This window comes from Microbispora corallina (genome assembly GCF_016863035.1).
In the GTDB taxonomy this organism is placed as follows: Bacteria; Actinomycetota; Actinomycetes; order Streptosporangiales; family Streptosporangiaceae; genus Microbispora; species Microbispora corallina.
Genome location: NZ_BOOC01000062.1, coordinates 15,064 through 31,218, shown reverse-complemented (window position 1 = coordinate 31,218; position 16,155 = coordinate 15,064). Strand labels below are relative to the sequence as shown.

Here is a 16,155-nt window from a genome sequence, read left to right as displayed (position 1 = left end):
CGTAATGAAGGGGTCAAGGGTTCGATTCCCTTAGGCGGCTCCACCTCAAAGGCCCTCTCGGTCCATCCGGGAGGGCCTTTTGCTAACACTTCTGCTAACAGCCAGGTCGGCTCGGAGTCGTAGTGGACCGGCGCCTGCTGGCGGGTCGGCTTGAAGCACGAAAGCGGCAGCTCTTTATCGAACCTCGTGGGACCGCAAGCAGCACTTGGTCGACTCGATTCAGCCTGGCCCGGGAGGGCCGGCCGGGCAATGCGGCTCGCCTTGAGCCGATGACGCTACTGGCCGCCCCAGCCGGGGGATGTGTGCCGTGCCGGTTACCTGATCGAGCTGGATCGGTCGACGGTCTACCTCCGTTGGCCTGAACCCTCCTGTCCTCCTAAGGACTTGTAGCGGGTGGCCAGACACGAAGACCCGACAGGGCGACCAGCTCTCCCCCCGTCGAAGCAAGGACGATGGATGAGCAGCCAATGATGCCTTTCGGCTGGCACTGACGCGGCATGTGGCTTATCACCGCATCCGGCGCAGTGCGGACGACGTACCAGTACAAGACGCACGCTGGAGCCTCTACAGTCCACAATCGCGTAGCTGCCTCGGCCAGTATGAACGGGCCACGGCGCTTGGTCACTAACGTGGCGGTACCCACACTGACCTCGGGACATCGGGCCCTTCACTTCCTACCGGACCGAGTACTGATCCGCGAGGGGAAAAACTTCGCCGAAGTTCCATACCAGCGTTTGGAGCTCACGGCAGAGCCGGTCCGGTACATCGAAAGCGAAGCGGTTCCCCGAGACGGCCAGATCGTCGATTCCACCTGGCAGTACGTAAACGTCACGGGCGGACCTGACCGCAGGTACAAGTACAATCGACAGCTTCCTATCCTGCTCTACGGACGGCTGACAATCTGGGATGATCACGGCCTCCATATGATCTGGTACGTGTCGCGTGCGGAACTCGCAGAGAAGGTGGCCAAAGCCTTAGTGAATGCGTCCTCCGTGCCCCCGCCCATCATCCAGCCCTAGCCTGGGCTGTAGTACAGACCGAGTCGCCGCCGATCTCGGGCGAGTGCCCTGTGATAGCTCAACTGAGGGCTTTGGCGAAGACGTCGGCTGCGGCTGTTTCCGCGGAGCGGATCACATGGGCGTATACCCGAAGCGTGATCGCGGGGTCGGCGTGACCGAGCCGGGCGGCGACGATGTGGACCGGGACGCCGGCCAGGAGCAGCATGGTCGCGTGGATGTGCCGGAGGTCGTGCAGGCGGACGTACGGCAGAGTTTCGGTCGGCGTCTGCGCCTCGTCCTCGGGCTCGTTGTACGCCTTGATGAGCTTGGCCGGCAACGCGGTCACAGTGGTCGGGTAGATGGGACCGCCCCATGCCGTCGTGAAGACGTGGCCGTTCTCCTCACCCTTCCACGCGTCGCCGACGCGCTCTTTCTCGGCTTCCTGAGCCTCTTTGTGATCCCGAAGGACGTTCACCGTTCCCTCATCGACCGTGACCACGCGCGTCCGGCCGCTCTTCGTGGTTCCCTCGATGTGCTCGCCGTCGACCACGCTTGTTGAACCCTTGATGGTGATCTGCTTGTTCTCCAGGTCGATGTCAGGCCATCGGAGGTTGAGAAGTTCACCGCGCCGCGCTCCCGTATAGGCGGCCAGATGAAGAAATGCATAGAGGCGATGTGACCGGGAGAGAGACAGGAACGTCCGGAGCTGGGCGGGCGTCCAGATCATTCCAGGCTCGCGCAGGTCGCTACGAGGCCGCTTGGCCTTCTCGACAGGCGAGCTGCTCAGGTACTCATGGACCAGCACGGCGTCACGGAAGGCGCGGCGGAGGATCGCGTGCGTGTGGACGACGCTCGACACCGCCAGTGGCTTGCCGTTCCGCCCACCGCGAGCGAGGAGATCCCGGTAGAGCTTCGTGACCGTGGGGGGTCGAACCGCTTGGAGCCGCATCTTGCCGATGTACGGCTTGATGTAGAGGCGAATGCTGATCCGGTAGTCCTCCAGCGTCCCCGGCTTGATCTCCATCGCGTGGTCCTCAATCCACATGTCGAGGAACTCGCCGACGGTGATCTCGTTCCGGTCGACGTACTCACCACGCCGGGCATTCACGCGGGCCTCGTCACGGGCCGCCTTGGCCTCGTCCTCGGTTGTGAACCCGCCGACCCATTTGGGCTTGCTTTCCCCGGTCTCAGGATCCTTGACGCGAATCACTTATGACCACGTGCTGCCGCGCTTCATGACCCCGTCGCGGAGCTTCGGCGCGGTCTTCTGGTCTGGCTTGTTCCGAGGCTCAGGGGCGCCGGCAAGTGTCTTGGTCATGCCGCACGCTCCTGTGTGGCCAGGTGGGAGATGTAGTCAGTGAGAGCGGCCAGGGGGACGCGCCGGGAGCCGTCGATGCGGACCGAGTCGACGGCGCCGGAGGCGATGAGCTGGTAGAGCTTGGCGCGGGAGATCGCCAGTGCTTCGGCGGCCTCCGGGACGGTGAGCAGAAGCCGAGTCATGATCCACCCCCAGACGCGTCGCTCAGGTGGGTCATAGGGACACCGGTGAGGGCGGCGGCGAGGAGGGCGTCTCCGGCGGTAAGGCGCCCAGGTACTGGTTAGGAGTGGCCGCCCTGCTGGCCGGATCCACGGACCACGCGGTGGCAGCTCATAAACCACCTCGATGGACGTGACCCCGAACTCATGGTTCTCCCTTCAACAGCCGTGTTGAAGATCGCGAGAGGAGGCTGGTCATTCCGTCCGCCCGATCCCCGCATCTCTGGCGATGGCGATCGCCTCCGCCCGAGAGGCAGCCGGCAACTTTGCCATGATCGCTGAGACCCGGTTGCGCACCGTCTTCTCGGCCAGGAAAAGCCGCCGAGCGATCGCCGTGTTGTCCAGACCGCGCGCGAGCAGCTCCAGCAGCTCCTGTTCGCGCTCGGTGAGCTGCGGAAAGGGCGTCGTGGCTGTTCTCCCGGCCGTGATAGTGCGCATGCGTGGCGCGGCGCCCGCGCCGATCAGGATCTCGCCGCGCATGACCGCCTCGAGAGCGCGTCCCACGTCGGCTTTGGACGCCTCCTTGAGGAGGTAGCCCCGGGCGCCGGCGTTGAGCGCGGCCTGCAGTGACGCGGCGTCGTCGCTCATGGTCAGGACCAGCACCGTCGTGCCTGGATGGTCGCGGGTGATCCGGCTTGTGGCCTCGATGCCGTCCAGTCCGGGCATGCGCAGGTCCATGAGGACGACGTCGGGTCGGTGGGTGCCGACGGCGGCCACCGCCGCGGAGCCGTCGCCGACCTCGGCGACCACCTCGGCGCCGAGGTCCGCCAGGAGTGTACGAAGACCGTCGCGGAACAGCGGGTGGTCGTCCGCGATGACCACGCGAAGGCCGCTCATGCCGTCTCCAAGGGAAGCCGTGCCCGCACTAGCATGCCCCCGCCGTCAGCGTCCGCCAACTCCAGCCGGCCGCCGACCTCGCCGGCCCGTTCCCGGATGCTCTGCAGTCCCACCCCAGGGGTCGCCGCGTCTCCCACCCCCCGGCCGTCGTCGCGTACCTCGACCACCAGCCAGGGTCCGTCGATCCGCAGGCGGAGGGTGCACGTCCGGCAGCCGGAGTGCCGGAGCGCGTTGGTGACCGCCTCCGCGGCGATCCGGTAGGCGGCCACCTCGATAGCCGCGGGCAGGGGCGGCAGGGCGGCGGCCACGACCATGACGGTGGACGCGTACGGATCGAGCAGCTGGCGCAGCGCAGGGACCAGCCCCAGGTCGTCGAGCGCGGGCGGTCGGAGGTCCTCCACCACGTGCCGGACGTCGCGGACCGTCTCCCGCAACTGGTCACTGAGCATCGCGGCCCGCCCGGCGAGGTCGGCGTCCTGGGAGGTGAGCCGGTCGGTGAGGCTCTCGAGCTGCATCGCCATCGCCGCCAGCCGCGGGCCGATGCTGTCGTGCAGGTCGCGGCGCAATCGGCGCCGCTCCTCCTCACGGGCCACGACGAGCCTCTCGCGGCTTCGCAGAAGGTCGTGGAACATCGACGCGGATCCCAACAGGGCACCGGCGTGCTGGGCGACGTCGGCCAACGCCGCACGCTCGCTCGCCGTGAACCGCTCGCCCGGATAGCGGCGCGCCACCAGGAGGGCACCCACCACCTCCGACCGGTCCGTCGCAGGCAGGCGATCCACCTCCGAGGACGGAACACCTGCATGGATCGCCGGAAGCCGCCCGTCCACCCCCTCGACGCCAACGTACGGCAGCTTCAGTGCCGCGCGCAGCGCCTCGGCGAGCTGGCCGAGGGCGTCGACCGGTCCCGTCGCCAGGTCCAACCGGCTGTGCACCTGCCGCAGGACCGCGTACGGGTCGCGCCGCTCGCCGAACAGCAGCCGGTCGACCTGCCGCTGCACCTGGTCGCGCGCGGCCGCGGCGACGAGCGCGACGACCGCGACGACCGCGTAGGTGACCCGCCCGCCGGCATCCAGAGCGCCCGCGCCCGCGACGGTCGCGGCGTAGGCGAGCAGCAGGAACGCGGACAGCAGGCTGTACACGACCGTCCGGCTCAGTGCGGTGCCGATGTCGAAGAGCCGGTGGCGGACGACGCCGACCGCGATCGAGACCACCAGCAGCACCATGCCGACGGCCAGCGCCCCATCGGTGTTCGTTCCGCCGACCGCCGTGCCGACGAGCGCCGACCCGACCAGGCAGATGGCGCCGAGAGTCAGCCACTGCAACTGCGCGCGCTCCGTGCCGCTCGACCGCCGCAGCCGTCGCCAGACCGCGACCACGCCGCAGGCACCGGCTCCCAGCACGACGGCGAACGAGGTCAGCAGGGTGACCACGTTCAGCCACTGCCCGCCCGGGATCGCGAGCGGGTTGAGCAGGTCCGGTACGGCGTCGGAATCGACGGGAGCGAACATGCGCGCCGCGGTCTGCAGCACGATCAGCCCGACGATGATCCGTCGCAGGGTGTGCCAGCGGGCCGAGGTCAGCCGGCCGTCGGGCATGTGCATGGGCACGAGGCCCCACAGCACGAGGTACGGGACGTAGCCCCAGATCGACAACCAGGCCGCAGCCGCCGTCACCGGGTGACGGTCGCCGGGCACCAGGGCCAACGCCGCATACTGACCGGCCAGCAGGTAGGGGCCCATGAGCGCTGTCGACAGCAGCAGCCAGCCCACCACGTTACGCCACTGATGTGCGATGACCAGCGCCGCCACGAGCGGGAACGCGGTCGCCAGCACGAAGTCGGCCCCGGTCAGGCGCACGTGGTGTGCGGTCAGCCCGGTGAGTCGCTGGTGCAGCAGCACTGCGCCGACGGCGCACCCGAGCGATGTGACCGCGAGGGCGGCAGCGAGCCCCGTGGCGGGCACACGGGTCAGCCGCCGCGTCGTCGTCACTACCAGGGTCATGGTCGGATGATGCCCGATCACCTGACATCGGGGAACGGCCTCGCCGTCCCGCCTTCGACGAGGGGACGGCTGTCCCTCGTCGAAGGGACAACGGGCGCGGCACCGTGGGCGACGCCGCCGGCACACCGAAGGCCGGCGTCCACGAAGGGACCGACCCATGACCACTACCTCCGCTGGACCTGTGACCGAGTCTCCGGCGATCGCTCGCCCGTCCCGCGCCTGGCCGCTGTGGGGCTTGGCCGCCGGAGTCCTCGGCGTCGTCGCCACCGTCTTCACCACCCAACAGTCCGATGTCGGCCCCGACCGTGCCGGCACCCTTGCTCCCGGCACCTATCACCTGGGCGGAGCGCTCGGCTACCTGGCGGTGGCCTGCCTGCTGGTGCTGTCGGCGTGCTGGCGGACCGCCGCCCACCGCATTGCTCCGGACAACGCCGCCGCCCGCGTCGTCGCCGACGGTTTCACCGCTTCTGCCGCGGGGCTCTCGCTCGGATACGGCTGGAAGCTCGCGATGGCCCTGTACCTGCCGGGCGGGCTGAACCAGCACGGCTTCGGCAAGGAGGGGATGTTCTTCTACTACATGCTCAACGACTTCGGCAGCTACCTCGGGTGGCTGGGCGTCATCGTGGCCGCCGGCGCCGTGGCGTGGCTCGGCTTCCGATCACGTCTGGTGTCGATCTGGCTCGCTGTGGTCAGCCTGCTGCCCCCGCTGGCCGTGCTCGGGATGTCGCTGGGCCTCTCGATCGCCGGATACGCCGGCATCGTCGGGCCTGTCTGGCTCGTTGTCGCCTCGGCAGGGCTCGTGCTAGGCAAGCAGCGGCTCATGGGGACACGCTGACCATCCGGCGGCAGTGTACGCCCGTTGCTGGTTCCGGCTCCGGAACTCGGCCATCGGCGCACACCCTGTCTGCAGCCCTGGGAGGCTAGCCAGGACGGATACCCGTTCCCCGGTCTCTGAAGGCACCTGCAGCGAAGTGCGCGTGAGATGCGGAGAGGGGCCCGCCGATGGTCGGGTCCCTACCCGCCCGCAGGCCGCGCTCACCGTCGCCGCCGAAGCGCACGCCTCCACCTACGACCGGGCCCTATTCCCCCTCTGGATCACCATCTCGGGCACGTGCAACACCCGGGAAACGGTGCTGAAGCGGGACGGCAGCAACGTGGTAACCAGCTCCTCCTGCGCCCCCACCTCGGGTCACTGGTACAGCCCGTATGGCGGGGCGACCTGGACCGCCGCCTCCGACGTCGACTACATGGTTCCGCTCGCCGAGGCCTGGCAATCGGGCGCCTGAAGCTGGACCACCTCGCGACGCCAGGCGTTCGCCAACGACCTGACCAGGCCGCAGCTATGGGCGGTCACCGACAACGTCAATCAGTCCAAGAGCGACCAGGACCCGGCCACCTGGAAGCCTTCTCTGACCTCGTTCCGCTGCACCTACGCCAAGGAATGGATCCAGGTGAAGTACAGCTACGGCCTCTCGGTGGACAGCGCCGAGAAGAGCGCCCTGAGCAGCATGCTTTCGACCTGCTGACGCCTGGCCGTCACCACTGACGGCCGCGACCGGGAGCTGAAGGCTGACCAGCTCACCCCGCTTGACCTCCAGGCGCTCAGCACCCTGGCGGCCAAGCGCCGGCAGTAGAAGTAAGCGGCCGGGCCCCAGGTCCGGCCCTTACGCATGCCCGGCCAGCAGCCCGCCGGCAATGGCGGCGGACTGCTGGCCGTCGCGACGCTTGCCCCCGGGTCGGCGCGTTCGGGGCATCGGGCCCACTACTGCGATACCTGCGTTCTCCCAAGTCATTCCCGGCCCTGGTCTGACCCGGGCTCCGCGCCCTTCCCCGGGACCGGTGGGCGGGATATACGCGGGATGATCTTTCTTGGCTGAACTTCCGGCTGAGCTTGAGACGCAGGTCAGTGGCACCGTGGGTGCGCGGTATGCAGTGCTCTTGAAAACCGTTAGGGTGAGGTATAGATAGGTCCCCCAGGTCGGCGGCGAAGGCGCCCTTCTCGCCTGCTACGTGGCTCGTCTCGCTTCGTTGAAGCTCCGCTACCGGCTGCTGCCTGCAGCCGCTCGCATCACCCGGGGCGGTCGCCGCTTCCATCTGTGCATCTCCGCAACCTGGCCCTGGCGAAACGAGCTGACCAGCGCATTCGTAGGCCTCACAGCCCTGCCCCGGCCAGCCACCTGAAGCATGACAGCGCCCCTGCCCGACCACCACCCGAGGAACCCTGGAGAACCCGACCCGCGCGTCGGGCCACGGCCATGCCTGCCGACGAAAAGCAACCGAACCACCACTGCACACCAGCTCAGACCGGCTCAGCCACTCGAAGCGAAACAGGGCGGCTAGGCGGATTCTTGGCCCGGCACCTTAGCGAGTTGCACACCACGCAGGCTGAGCAGCACCAACCCAGCGCACCCGCAGACGAGCGCGATGTCGGCGACGTTACCCACGAAAGGGCCGTAGTCGATGAAGTCCACAACATGCCCGCGGCCCAGGCCGGGGTCGCGGAAGAGCCGGTCGCCCAGGTGGGATACCGCACCGCCGAGCAGCACGCCCAGCACGAGCGCCCAGCCCGCCGAGGCCAGTCGGCGTGCGGTGTAGAGAATGCCGACCACTGCCGCTGCCGTTGCCAGGGTGAACACCCATGTCGCCTCGATGCCTATGGAGAACGCGGCGCCAGGGTTGTACAGCAGCCGGAAGTAGATCAGAGGCGGGATCACGGCGACGCGCTCGCTGTCGGACAGCGCGGAGACCGCCCACAGTTTGGTGAGCTGGTCCGCGAGCAGGACTACCGCCGCCAGTATGAGCATCACGCCGTACAGTCGGCTTGAACCCCGCGCCAACCGCATCATCATGGCCTCCGTGCGTAGCGATATCCGAACCAAGATTCCCTGAGGCTATCGGCCCCTACGCCGTGGCAAGGTGCACGTTGCCGCCGTGGGGCAATCGGCTGAGCTCGTGGCTTGTCAGGCAGCCTTGGCCGGGTATTCGGTCCACTGACGGATCGATGACACGGGCGCGAAGCGGGTCTTCAGCTCGGCCCGGCTGTTCCGCCAGCGGATGTAGGCGGCGATGGCGGCGTTCTGCTCGTCGTGGGTGCGATGATCGGTGCCGTTCGGCGCGAAGTAGCGCAGGGCTGCGAACTCGGATTCGATCCAGTTCAGCCAGGATCCGTAGGTCGGCAGGAAGACGAGCTCGACGTCGTTGTCGGCGGCCCAGGCGCGTATCTCGGCGTGCCGGTGCGGGGAGAAGTTGTCGAGCACGATGTAGAGCTTCTCCCCAGGCCAGCGCTCTCGCAGGGCCTTGAGCAGGCCGAGGAACTCGCGCCACCGTTTGCGCTTGCGGATCCGGTAGTAGATCTTGCCGGGGGCCAGGTCGAGGGCGGCGAGCATGTGCATCACCCCGCCGTAACGGTTGTAGGTCGCCCGCAGGCGGCGGGGCCTGCCGGCCGGTTGTTCGAGATCGCTGCCAAACGGTGTGGCATGACTCTCGACGCCGGAGGCTGGATGATTGGAGACAACCTCGTCGCTGACATCGCCGGCGGACGCGCAGCCGGACTCCGCACGATCTGGATCGATCGCGGGACATGGCCAGACAGTGAGCCCGATGCGGACCACGTTGTTACTGACGTGCTCCAGGCGATGGAGATCCTCAGCGCATACCAGTGATCTTGCTAACGCGACTGCTAACAACAACCCTGGACGGTCCTGGACGGCCGTGGAATGAGGGGCCATGCCGAGGCCACGCGATCAGGGCCGGAAGAGGAGCCTGGACGGCCGTGGACGGTCGTGATCTAACTCGTAATGAAGGGGTCAAGGGTTCGATTCCCTTAGGCGGCTCCAGCTCAGAGGCCCTCCCGGTCCATCCGGGAGGGCCTTTCTCGTTCCCGTAAGCAACCGGTACAGCAACGAGGCGCGCGTATGCGGGAACCGCGGTCAGCCGCTAAGGGACATTAGAAGGCGAGAGACCCAGTCGCCCGGGAAGACCTGCTCAAGCCGCTCTCTGCTGGTCTCTGAGATCGCCTTCTTGGCCGGTGGGAGGATCGCACCGTCCGGGACGGCCGCATACCTGTGGGGCGCCTACCGCAGGCGCATGCCGTACCTGGTCGAGTGCCGTCCCGAGGTGCTCTCTCCGTCAAGATCACGGACGGTGCCCGGCGATGGCGTCGCCGGGCACACTGCGAGCTGACCATCCTGCTTCAGAGGTGCGGGGTTAGTTGCTCGTCCTGGGCGGCTCCCCGCCGCTCGCCGACGCGCAGCGCCGCGAACAGCCACGAACCGGCCAGCAACACGCCACCGGCACCGGCGACCACCGGGCCGAAGTTGGTCAACCCGAAGTTCACGACAACGAGCGGGCCGGTGAGCCCGAGTGCGAGCGCGACCGATCGCGGAAGCGTCCCGCGTCGGCCGGCTTGTGCGCCCCAGACGATCGTGGTGACGGCCAGCACGATCGCTGCGGCGGCGAAGGCCCAGAACCCGGCGTTGCTCCCCCACCAGATGGCGCTGTTCGGCAGGCCGGCTCGCTGGGCGTCGGCCGACAGCGGCCGGTCCTGCAGCGGACCGATCCAGAACTCCAGCGCCACCCCCGCGGTGGCCGTGGCTGCGGCGCCCACGCTGAGCGTCGCTGCGGCCCCGCTTACATGACGACGCAGCAGCACGCACAGCCATACCAGGACTCCGAGAACCACCGCGTAGCAGCGCTTGGCGGTGTCGTAGCCGGTGCCCGCCGGCACCGTCCCGGCCTGCTGGCCGAAGTAGGGCTGCAAGGTCGCGAAGCCGAGCGCGAAGAGCACTGCGGCCAGCCTGGTCATGCGGGACATGGAACCTCCGAGTTCCTGGGTGCCGCCAACCGGCACCGACAGAGCTACCGTCGTGGTCCTCCGGTCCCGCTCGGCAGTGCGCGCGGTCCCGTCACGGTCCCTCTCGGCCCAGCCCCGCTTCCCGGGCGCGCACGATCGCCTCCGCGCGACCGGCCACCTGCAGCTTGTCGAAGATGGAGGTGATGTAGTTCTTCACCGTCTTTGGGCTGAGGCACAGCCGCCGTGCGATTTCCGCGTTGCTCCTGCCGGCGGCGAGCGCGTCGAGGACCTCGCGCTCACGATCGCTCAGTTCTGGGAAGGCCCCTTGGGCACCCGGAGGCCCACCGCTGAGGAAAGATGAGATCCGCGCGGCGACCGCAGGTCCGAACAACGCCTCCCCGGCGGCGACGGCGCTCACCGCCCGTAGGAACTCGGCACCCTCGCACCCCTTCAGGACGTAGCCGCGCGCGCCGGCACGCAGTGCGGCGAAGACGGAGTTGTCGTCTTCATTCATCGTGAGGACGAGCACGGCGGTGCGGGGATGGTCGCGCACTACCCGCCGGGTGGCCTCCAGACCGGAAAGCACGGGCATGGTCAGGTCCATCACCACCACATCGGGATCGTGCTCGCCCACTGCCGCGAGCGCAGCCTGGCCGTCGCCGGCCTCCGCCACGACGCGGTGCCCCCCAACCTGCTCGAGCAGTTGTCGGAGCCCGTGCCGGAACAGCGGATGGTCGTCGGCCAGGACGACGCGCAGCGACGAGCCGGGCTCAGCATCGGTCACCGCTGCTCCAACGGAAGCCGTGCTGTCACCCGCGTGCCGCCGACGGCACGGGCGCACCTGTCCAGAGTGCCGCCCAGTTCGGTGGCGCGCTCCCGCATGCTCTCGGTGCCCACACCAGGCACAGCGTCCGGCCGGAGACCGTTCCCATCGTCCTCCACGCAGACAGCGAGATCGCCGCCTCGGGCCGCGATGTCCACGGTCACCCGCTGCGCGCCGGAATGCCGGACGGCGTTGGTCACCGCCTCCTGGACGATGCGGTAGGCAGCCACCTCCACGGCCGCCGACAACGCGGGCAGAGGGGCGCAGCGGACGGACACCGCCGGACCGCCGGGCGAGATCCGCTCGGCCACGCGCTCGACCGCCGCGGGCAGGCCGAGATCGTCCAGCTCGGCCGGCCGCAGGTCGCTCACCACGCGCCGCATATCCGCGACCACATCCGCCGCGCTGCGGCGCACCTCTGCGAGCAGCTCGCCGGCCGCACGGACATCGCGCGCCAGCTGCGCCGCCGCGACGTCGAGTTGCAGGGTGATGGCGGCGAGGGCCGGTCCGAGCCCGTCGTGCAGGTCCCTGCGCAGCCGGCGACGCTCCTCCTCACGGGCGGCCACCAGCCGCTCCCTGGACCGACGCAGTTCGTCGGCGAGCCGATCCGAGCGCAGCGCCGGACCGGCCGACCGCGCCAGGTCCTCGAGCAGCTCGCGGTCCCGGCGGCCGAAGGTCTCCCCGGGTGCACGCGGAGCCACGAGGAGCGCACCCTCCTCCTCGCCGTCAATGACGACGGGCAGTCGCAGCGCGGCCGGCGGCAGGGTGCCGGTGGCCGCGACCAGCGTGCCGTTCCTGCCGATGAGGCTCGCGGCCGGAACCCGCATCGTCGCGCAGACCAGCTCGGTCACGCCGTCGAGCGCGCCACCCGGGCGCCGGGCCGCGGCCAGCCGACGTCCGAGACCCGAGAGGACCGCGTACGGATCATCCCGGTCGCCGAACAGCACGCGCGAGACAGCACGTTGGACGACGGTACGCAGCGGGGCGAATGCCAGCGCCACTCCGACGGTGGCGACCGTCACCGGCACCGAGGGAAACCTGTTGCGCAGCAAGCCCGTAGTGGCGAAGATCAGCGCCGCATACACGGCGCCGAGCAGCACGGCGAGTACCAGGTACACCACCGAGCGGCGCAGCACCAACTCGATGTCGAACAACCGGTACCGGAGCACCGAGACCGCCACGGATGCCGGTATCAGCGGCAGCACCACCGCCTGCACCAGCGGTCCGGCTGCCGATGCGCCGCCGAGCGCCTGCACCACCTTCACCGCAACCAGTGCGAGGACGACCACGACCATCGCGACGAGGATGGGCAGCAGGGCCCGGCGCCCGTCCCGGTCGGCGGTCATCCAGCGCCGGACCAACGAGGCAACGGCGACCACGGAGCAGGCGAGGTAGAGCAAAAACGCCGGTCCCACGGCCGCGGCGGCGCCTGGGACGCCCACCGGGTTGGTCAGCACCTCTCCGGGCCGGCCCTGCATGGTCGGCTGCGCCATCGCTATCAGCGTCGCCAGGCCGACCGCGCCCACCGACAGGAGCAGGACCGGGCGCCACCGCGGGCCGGGCGGGCGGCCATCCGGAACGACGAGGGGCAGCACCGCCGTCAGCGTGCCGAGTCCTGGGAACCACAGCCAGCTCTCCGCCCAGGCGGCCAAGGGGACACCGCGGAGCAGGAGTGCACCCGCGAGGACGTCCAGACCGTGGGCCGCGCCGACGCCAACCAGCAGCCACCCGACGGGGTTCCGGGGCCTGCGGGACGCCACCAGTCCTCCGATAGCCGGATAAATGAGCCCCTGAATCGAATCGACCAGCAGGTAGGGCGACGGATTGCCGCCGCCAAGGACTAGGCCGACAGTGACGGCGATAAGGCTGCCGACCCACGAACCCCCGGCGACCCACACCGCGGCCACTCGTCGCGGCGAGCCCTCCGCCTGGCGGACCACGTCGAGACCGACCATGACCGAATCATCGCCGGTCCGCCGGTCCCGCTACAAGGGGACCGCGGTCCCGGCCAACTGCCAGGGTGAGGCGTTGTCGCAGCCGCCCTCCTGCTCGTCGCTCCAGCTCAACGACGGCCCCGACGCCCCCTGGCGCTACATCGACGGGCAACACCGCGTGGCAGCCCACCTGGACCCCGGGGGTCCGGGAAACCCTCGTGCAACGCTCCGAGGACGCGACCGCGAGGTATGACGGCCGCGCCGGTCACGTGAGCCTTCGTTGGCAGGCGCACCCAGATCGCCCCGCCTCTACGCGGTTCGTGTTCCTCAGTGCAGGGTTTCGCCTCGGGCTTCCTTCAGACCCAACCTCACGGTGACGCCCTTGCCTCGGGCTCGGAATCAGCACCAGAGCGACGAGCTTGCACCAGATCTGTTTTGGGTGAAGTCCTGTAGCGGCCGATTGCGCAGGGCGGTGCCCTTGGCGGCGCGGATGCGGTGCGGCGATCCTCGCTGAACTCACGCGCCAGATACGACCTGGACGTCGTCGAACGGCACGCATGAGAACTCCAGGAGCCCCGGACAGGGCTCGACATGGACGTCACGAGCGCCTGCACAGGGAGTTGCGGGTCCGCCCCTGCCAGCCGCTGACCATAGAAGCCGAGCACGGGACATGAGCGGGATGATCTTCCTTGGCCGGACCTCCATCTGGGGCTGGGCCGCAGGCCAGGGTTGGTATGGGCGGAGTAACTGTAGTGCTCTTGAGCACCGCTAGCCCAAGGCGTCGGACGATTGAGTCATTCGGCATCGCTGAGGGCACGAAGTGCGCCCTCGGCGAGGACGTGGCCTGCTTTGACCGCGGTCGTGACGTCGGCTACTTCCAGCCAGCCGGGGTCATGGTTGGTTTCCCAGGCGATGATGTCCGCCGCGACAGCCAGGGCCTGATCGTCTCGCGCGTACACGAGCGCTTCAGCCAACAGCAGGTACGCGCCTGGTCGAGTGCCGTGGAACTCCTGCGCCATGAGGGAGATCTGGTCGCCGATCCGCCGCGCATGGTGGGGGTACAGCCCTGCCAGGCAGGCCAGCAGGAACCTCACTGCGGGCGGTTCTGTCTCCCAACGAGACACCAACTCCGGCAGTTGCTCGCCCACGGTGAGGTGCACGTCCTCGGTCCATGTCGCAGGTATGGGCAGGTGCCCTTGGGCCACGGCGTGATCGGCGTCACCGAGCAGGCTGTCGGCCCATCGGTCGGCCGCGACGAGGAGCCACACAAAGAGGTCGAGCCGTTGCCTGGCTGGCAGAGCCCCAGAGACGATCATGCGTGAGAGGAACGGCAGCGCCGGCGCGGTGGCCGAATAGCAGGATCCCTGGTGTAGCAGGTCGTCGCCGAACAGTACGTCGAGGGTCGAATCCCAGTCGCCGAACGGATCTGACAGTGCACGTAGGAGTTCGGGGATGTCTTCGGCGGAACCGTGGGCGTGACCCAGATCGGCCCATGGGATGTCGTCCAGCCCGGACAGGTCGATGGGCACGTCCTGCGCGGTGTCAGGAGTCAACGCGAGGGACCTGCGGGGTGGCGGAGCGAGGACGACGACGGCAGGGGTCGGGGGGCGTGCGCCTGCGTTGGTGCACACTATCGGGGCATCGGCGCCGCGGAGCACGGGCAGCATGCTGACGTCGCAGCGGCTCCCGCCCTCTGGGTAGCCACCGTGCTGGCGGGCTACGGCAGCGGCGGCGCGGCCAACTGCGTCGATCAGGCGGTGGCCTATGGCATCGACGGGATAAGGTCCCTCGTCGAAGGCGGTGACCCTCCAGCCTCCTTGGGGCGACGGCCGAGCGGTGACTCGGGCGAATCCATGCGCCGCCAACGCCTGCGCCAACTCCCGGGCTTGATGGTCAGCAGGCACGACAAACTCGTGAGTACCGGCCATTGCAGACCAACCAGCCACGTCAACATCTCCTTCGCGCGGGTCTTCGGCGGGACTGCCAGGCATAGCAGCAACTGCTGTACAGCAGCGACTACAGGGTTGCGTCCACGGGAGTGGTGTAAGAGTTTCCGCTGGTAGAGGCGTGGCGTCGTGAAATGAGCACGGCCATCGCGTGATCCTTCGTGATTGCGAAGTCAGATGAACTGCCGGACGTCCTGGGCGTTGAGCCTGTTCAGGCGCTTCTTGCCGAGCCCGGGGACCAGGTGCAGTCGGACAACGCTCTCGTATCCCTGGTAGGTCTTCGGGCGCCGTTCCTCGTTCACGATGTGCTTGAGCCAGTAGTTGAGGAAGTCGGCCACACTCCAGTCCGAACCGACCGCCCCGTCTCCTTCGCCGCGGCCTTCGAGGCTCCCGTCCGTCCGGAGAACGGGCTCGCTGCGCCGTCTTGCAAAGAGGTGTCGCGCTATGCCGAACGGCTGGAGCGGTTGTGGGGCACCTCCGGCGTCGCACGGCACGGCTACGCCCCGATCGAGGACAAACCACTCGCGGGGCTGGGCGAGGTATACGGCTCCTTCGCCGAACTAATGGAGGCGGCTGTGGCGGCCGCCCACCCCGGGAGCGGTGCGTGACCGGCCCTGCGCCAATGCGTCCTCCAAGGTGGGGTACGCGGTCATCCCTCCGACGCGACCAATGATCCCGGAGATGCGAAACAGCCGCTCAAGGCGAGGCGTCAGCCCGCAGACGGCGACCCGCTGACGCATCCCCAAACACCGGTAGGCTTCGAGGATCACACGCAGGCCGGTGCTGTCCATGAAGCGAAGCTCGCTGAGGTCGAACAGCAGCCGCTGAGGCGCCGACTCGACAGCCAGATCCACCTGCTTGCGGAATTCGGCCTCGGCGGCAAGGTCCAGTTCCCCGGATGCCTTAATGACGATGCATGGCGGGCGTCGTTCGATGATTGCTTGGAAGATGTCCATACGGCTCACCCCCGATGACGCTTGCAGATTGCGGAGCCGACGGCATCGCTCACGCCGATGCGGCGCTCGGGCGGTGGCGTACTGACCCAGACCTTACCGTGCATTACCACATGTCCGGCGCTATCGCGACGTTTCTTGGACGGCTGCCGGACCAGCGTTGACGTCTGCTTGACGTGAAGTCAAGTCGCGCTGCCAAACCGTGGCCGTCGAGTGGTGGGAGGCGCAGCAGTCGGCTTTGCCGTCGATCGATCAGAGGTTTCCTACTATGCGCCCATGTCCAGATGGGTCGGTGTCGGCGGATGGGAGATACGTGGCATGGTCGAGCGGGTG

Annotated in this window: 16 protein-coding genes and 1 pseudogene; 5 read left to right on the top strand and 12 right to left on the bottom strand. The window is 68.5% G+C overall.

Annotated elements, in window-relative coordinates; translation table 11 throughout:
- Positions 1 to 1,077 precede the first annotated feature (1,077 nt).
- From Mco01_RS37305 to Mco01_RS37290, 4 genes are all read right to left on the bottom strand, one after another.
- Positions 1,078 to 2,208: a tyrosine-type recombinase/integrase gene (locus Mco01_RS37305; protein WP_239104212.1), complete on the bottom strand. Its 1,131-nt coding sequence runs from the start codon at positions 2,206 to 2,208 to the stop codon at positions 1,078 to 1,080.
- A gap of 104 nt (positions 2,209 to 2,312) precedes the next feature.
- A complete protein-coding gene (locus Mco01_RS37300) occupies positions 2,313 to 2,498 on the bottom strand; it encodes a helix-turn-helix domain-containing protein (protein ID WP_204061537.1) in 186 nt (61 codons plus the stop codon).
- Between the two features lie 231 nt (positions 2,499 to 2,729).
- The gene (locus tag Mco01_RS37295; protein ID WP_204061536.1) at positions 2,730 to 3,371 is read right to left on the bottom strand and encodes a response regulator transcription factor; all 642 of its coding nucleotides are present in this window, start codon (positions 3,369 to 3,371) and stop codon (positions 2,730 to 2,732) included.
- Positions 3,368 to 5,374, bottom strand: a complete 2,007-nt coding sequence (locus Mco01_RS37290; protein ID WP_204061535.1) for a sensor histidine kinase — start codon at positions 5,372 to 5,374, stop codon at positions 3,368 to 3,370. The genes Mco01_RS37295 and Mco01_RS37290 overlap by 4 nt, the downstream gene beginning before the upstream one ends.
- Before the next feature lie 181 nt (positions 5,375 to 5,555).
- Between Mco01_RS37290 and Mco01_RS37285 the strand changes: the two genes are divergently transcribed.
- From Mco01_RS37285 to Mco01_RS39575, 3 genes and pseudogenes are all read left to right on the top strand, one after another.
- Positions 5,556 to 6,209, top strand: coding sequence for a hypothetical protein (locus tag Mco01_RS37285; protein WP_204061534.1), 654 nt, complete (start codon positions 5,556 to 5,558; stop codon positions 6,207 to 6,209).
- A gap of 142 nt (positions 6,210 to 6,351) precedes the next feature.
- Positions 6,352 to 6,660, top strand: coding sequence for a hypothetical protein (locus Mco01_RS37280; protein ID WP_204061533.1), 309 nt, complete (start codon positions 6,352 to 6,354; stop codon positions 6,658 to 6,660).
- A gap of 745 nt (positions 6,661 to 7,405) precedes the next feature.
- Positions 7,406 to 7,555: pseudogene (locus Mco01_RS39575) on the top strand (IS1380 family transposase); the annotation flags it as partial.
- Between the two features lie 155 nt (positions 7,556 to 7,710).
- Here Mco01_RS39575 and Mco01_RS37275 read toward each other — a convergent pair.
- Positions 7,711 to 8,178: a signal peptidase II gene (locus Mco01_RS37275; RefSeq protein ID WP_239104213.1), complete on the bottom strand. Its 468-nt coding sequence runs from the start codon at positions 8,176 to 8,178 to the stop codon at positions 7,711 to 7,713.
- A 156-nt stretch (positions 8,179 to 8,334) separates the two neighbouring features.
- Positions 8,335 to 8,766, bottom strand: coding sequence for a transposase (locus tag Mco01_RS39570; protein WP_239104211.1), 432 nt, complete (start codon positions 8,764 to 8,766; stop codon positions 8,335 to 8,337).
- An 84-nt stretch (positions 8,767 to 8,850) separates the two neighbouring features.
- Between Mco01_RS39570 and Mco01_RS39565 the strand changes: the two genes are divergently transcribed.
- Entirely contained in the window at positions 8,851 to 9,036 is a 186-nt protein-coding gene (locus Mco01_RS39565; RefSeq protein WP_239104210.1) for an HAD hydrolase-like protein, read from the top strand.
- A gap of 530 nt (positions 9,037 to 9,566) precedes the next feature.
- Here the strand turns inward: Mco01_RS39565 and Mco01_RS37265 are convergent.
- The 5 genes from Mco01_RS37265 to Mco01_RS39560 all read right to left on the bottom strand — a co-directional run bounded on the left by Mco01_RS37265 (position 9,567) and on the right by Mco01_RS39560 (position 15,207).
- On the bottom strand, positions 9,567 to 10,178 hold the full coding sequence (locus Mco01_RS37265; RefSeq protein WP_204061531.1) for a hypothetical protein: 612 nt from the start codon (positions 10,176 to 10,178) through the stop codon (positions 9,567 to 9,569).
- A gap of 100 nt (positions 10,179 to 10,278) precedes the next feature.
- Positions 10,279 to 10,950, bottom strand: coding sequence for a response regulator transcription factor (locus Mco01_RS37260; RefSeq protein ID WP_204061530.1), 672 nt, complete (start codon positions 10,948 to 10,950; stop codon positions 10,279 to 10,281).
- Complete coding sequence (locus Mco01_RS37255) at positions 10,947 to 12,944, bottom strand: sensor histidine kinase (protein WP_204061529.1); 1,998 nt, start codon at positions 12,942 to 12,944, stop codon at positions 10,947 to 10,949. The genes Mco01_RS37260 and Mco01_RS37255 overlap by 4 nt, the downstream gene beginning before the upstream one ends.
- A 773-nt stretch (positions 12,945 to 13,717) precedes the next feature.
- Positions 13,718 to 14,452, bottom strand: coding sequence for a hypothetical protein (locus Mco01_RS37250; RefSeq protein WP_204061528.1), 735 nt, complete (start codon positions 14,450 to 14,452; stop codon positions 13,718 to 13,720).
- A 590-nt stretch (positions 14,453 to 15,042) separates the two neighbouring features.
- A complete protein-coding gene (locus Mco01_RS39560; RefSeq protein WP_239104209.1) occupies positions 15,043 to 15,207 on the bottom strand; it encodes a tyrosine-type recombinase/integrase in 165 nt (54 codons plus the stop codon).
- On the opposite strand from Mco01_RS39560, the gene Mco01_RS40405 reads away from it, so the two are divergent.
- Positions 15,175 to 15,477: a type I-E CRISPR-associated protein Cas7/Cse4/CasC gene (locus Mco01_RS40405; protein ID WP_372445026.1), complete on the top strand. Its 303-nt coding sequence runs from the start codon at positions 15,175 to 15,177 to the stop codon at positions 15,475 to 15,477. The genes Mco01_RS39560 and Mco01_RS40405 overlap by 33 nt on opposite strands.
- Here Mco01_RS40405 and Mco01_RS37240 read toward each other — a convergent pair.
- A complete protein-coding gene (locus tag Mco01_RS37240) occupies positions 15,430 to 15,825 on the bottom strand; it encodes an STAS domain-containing protein (RefSeq protein WP_204061526.1) in 396 nt (131 codons plus the stop codon). The two genes, Mco01_RS40405 and Mco01_RS37240, sit on opposite strands and share 48 nt — an antisense overlap.
- Between the last annotated feature and the right edge of the window lie 330 nt (positions 15,826 to 16,155).

What these genes read in the sequence shown, in the direction of transcription:
- Mco01_RS37300 (WP_204061537.1), bottom strand. Translation starts at nt 2,498, where the DNA reads ATGACTCGGCTTCTGCTCACCGTCCCGGAGGCCGCCGAAGCACTGGCG.
- Mco01_RS37295 (WP_204061536.1), bottom strand. Translation starts at nt 3,371, where the DNA reads ATGAGCGGCCTTCGCGTGGTCATCGCGGACGACCACCCGCTGTTCCGC.
- Mco01_RS37290 (WP_204061535.1), bottom strand. Translation starts at nt 5,374, where the DNA reads ATGACCCTGGTAGTGACGACGACGCGGCGGCTGACCCGTGTGCCCGCC.
- Mco01_RS37275 (WP_239104213.1), bottom strand. Translation starts at nt 8,178, where the DNA reads ATGCTCATACTGGCGGCGGTAGTCCTGCTCGCGGACCAGCTCACCAAA.
- Mco01_RS39570 (WP_239104211.1), bottom strand. Translation starts at nt 8,766, where the DNA reads ATGCACATGCTCGCCGCCCTCGACCTGGCCCCCGGCAAGATCTACTAC.
- Mco01_RS39565 (WP_239104210.1), top strand. Translation starts at nt 8,851, where the DNA reads ATGACTCTCGACGCCGGAGGCTGGATGATTGGAGACAACCTCGTCGCT.
- Mco01_RS37265 (WP_204061531.1), bottom strand. Translation starts at nt 10,178, where the DNA reads ATGACCAGGCTGGCCGCAGTGCTCTTCGCGCTCGGCTTCGCGACCTTG.
- Mco01_RS37255 (WP_204061529.1), bottom strand. Translation starts at nt 12,944, where the DNA reads ATGGTCGGTCTCGACGTGGTCCGCCAGGCGGAGGGCTCGCCGCGACGA.
- Mco01_RS37240 (WP_204061526.1), bottom strand. Translation starts at nt 15,825, where the DNA reads ATGGACATCTTCCAAGCAATCATCGAACGACGCCCGCCATGCATCGTC.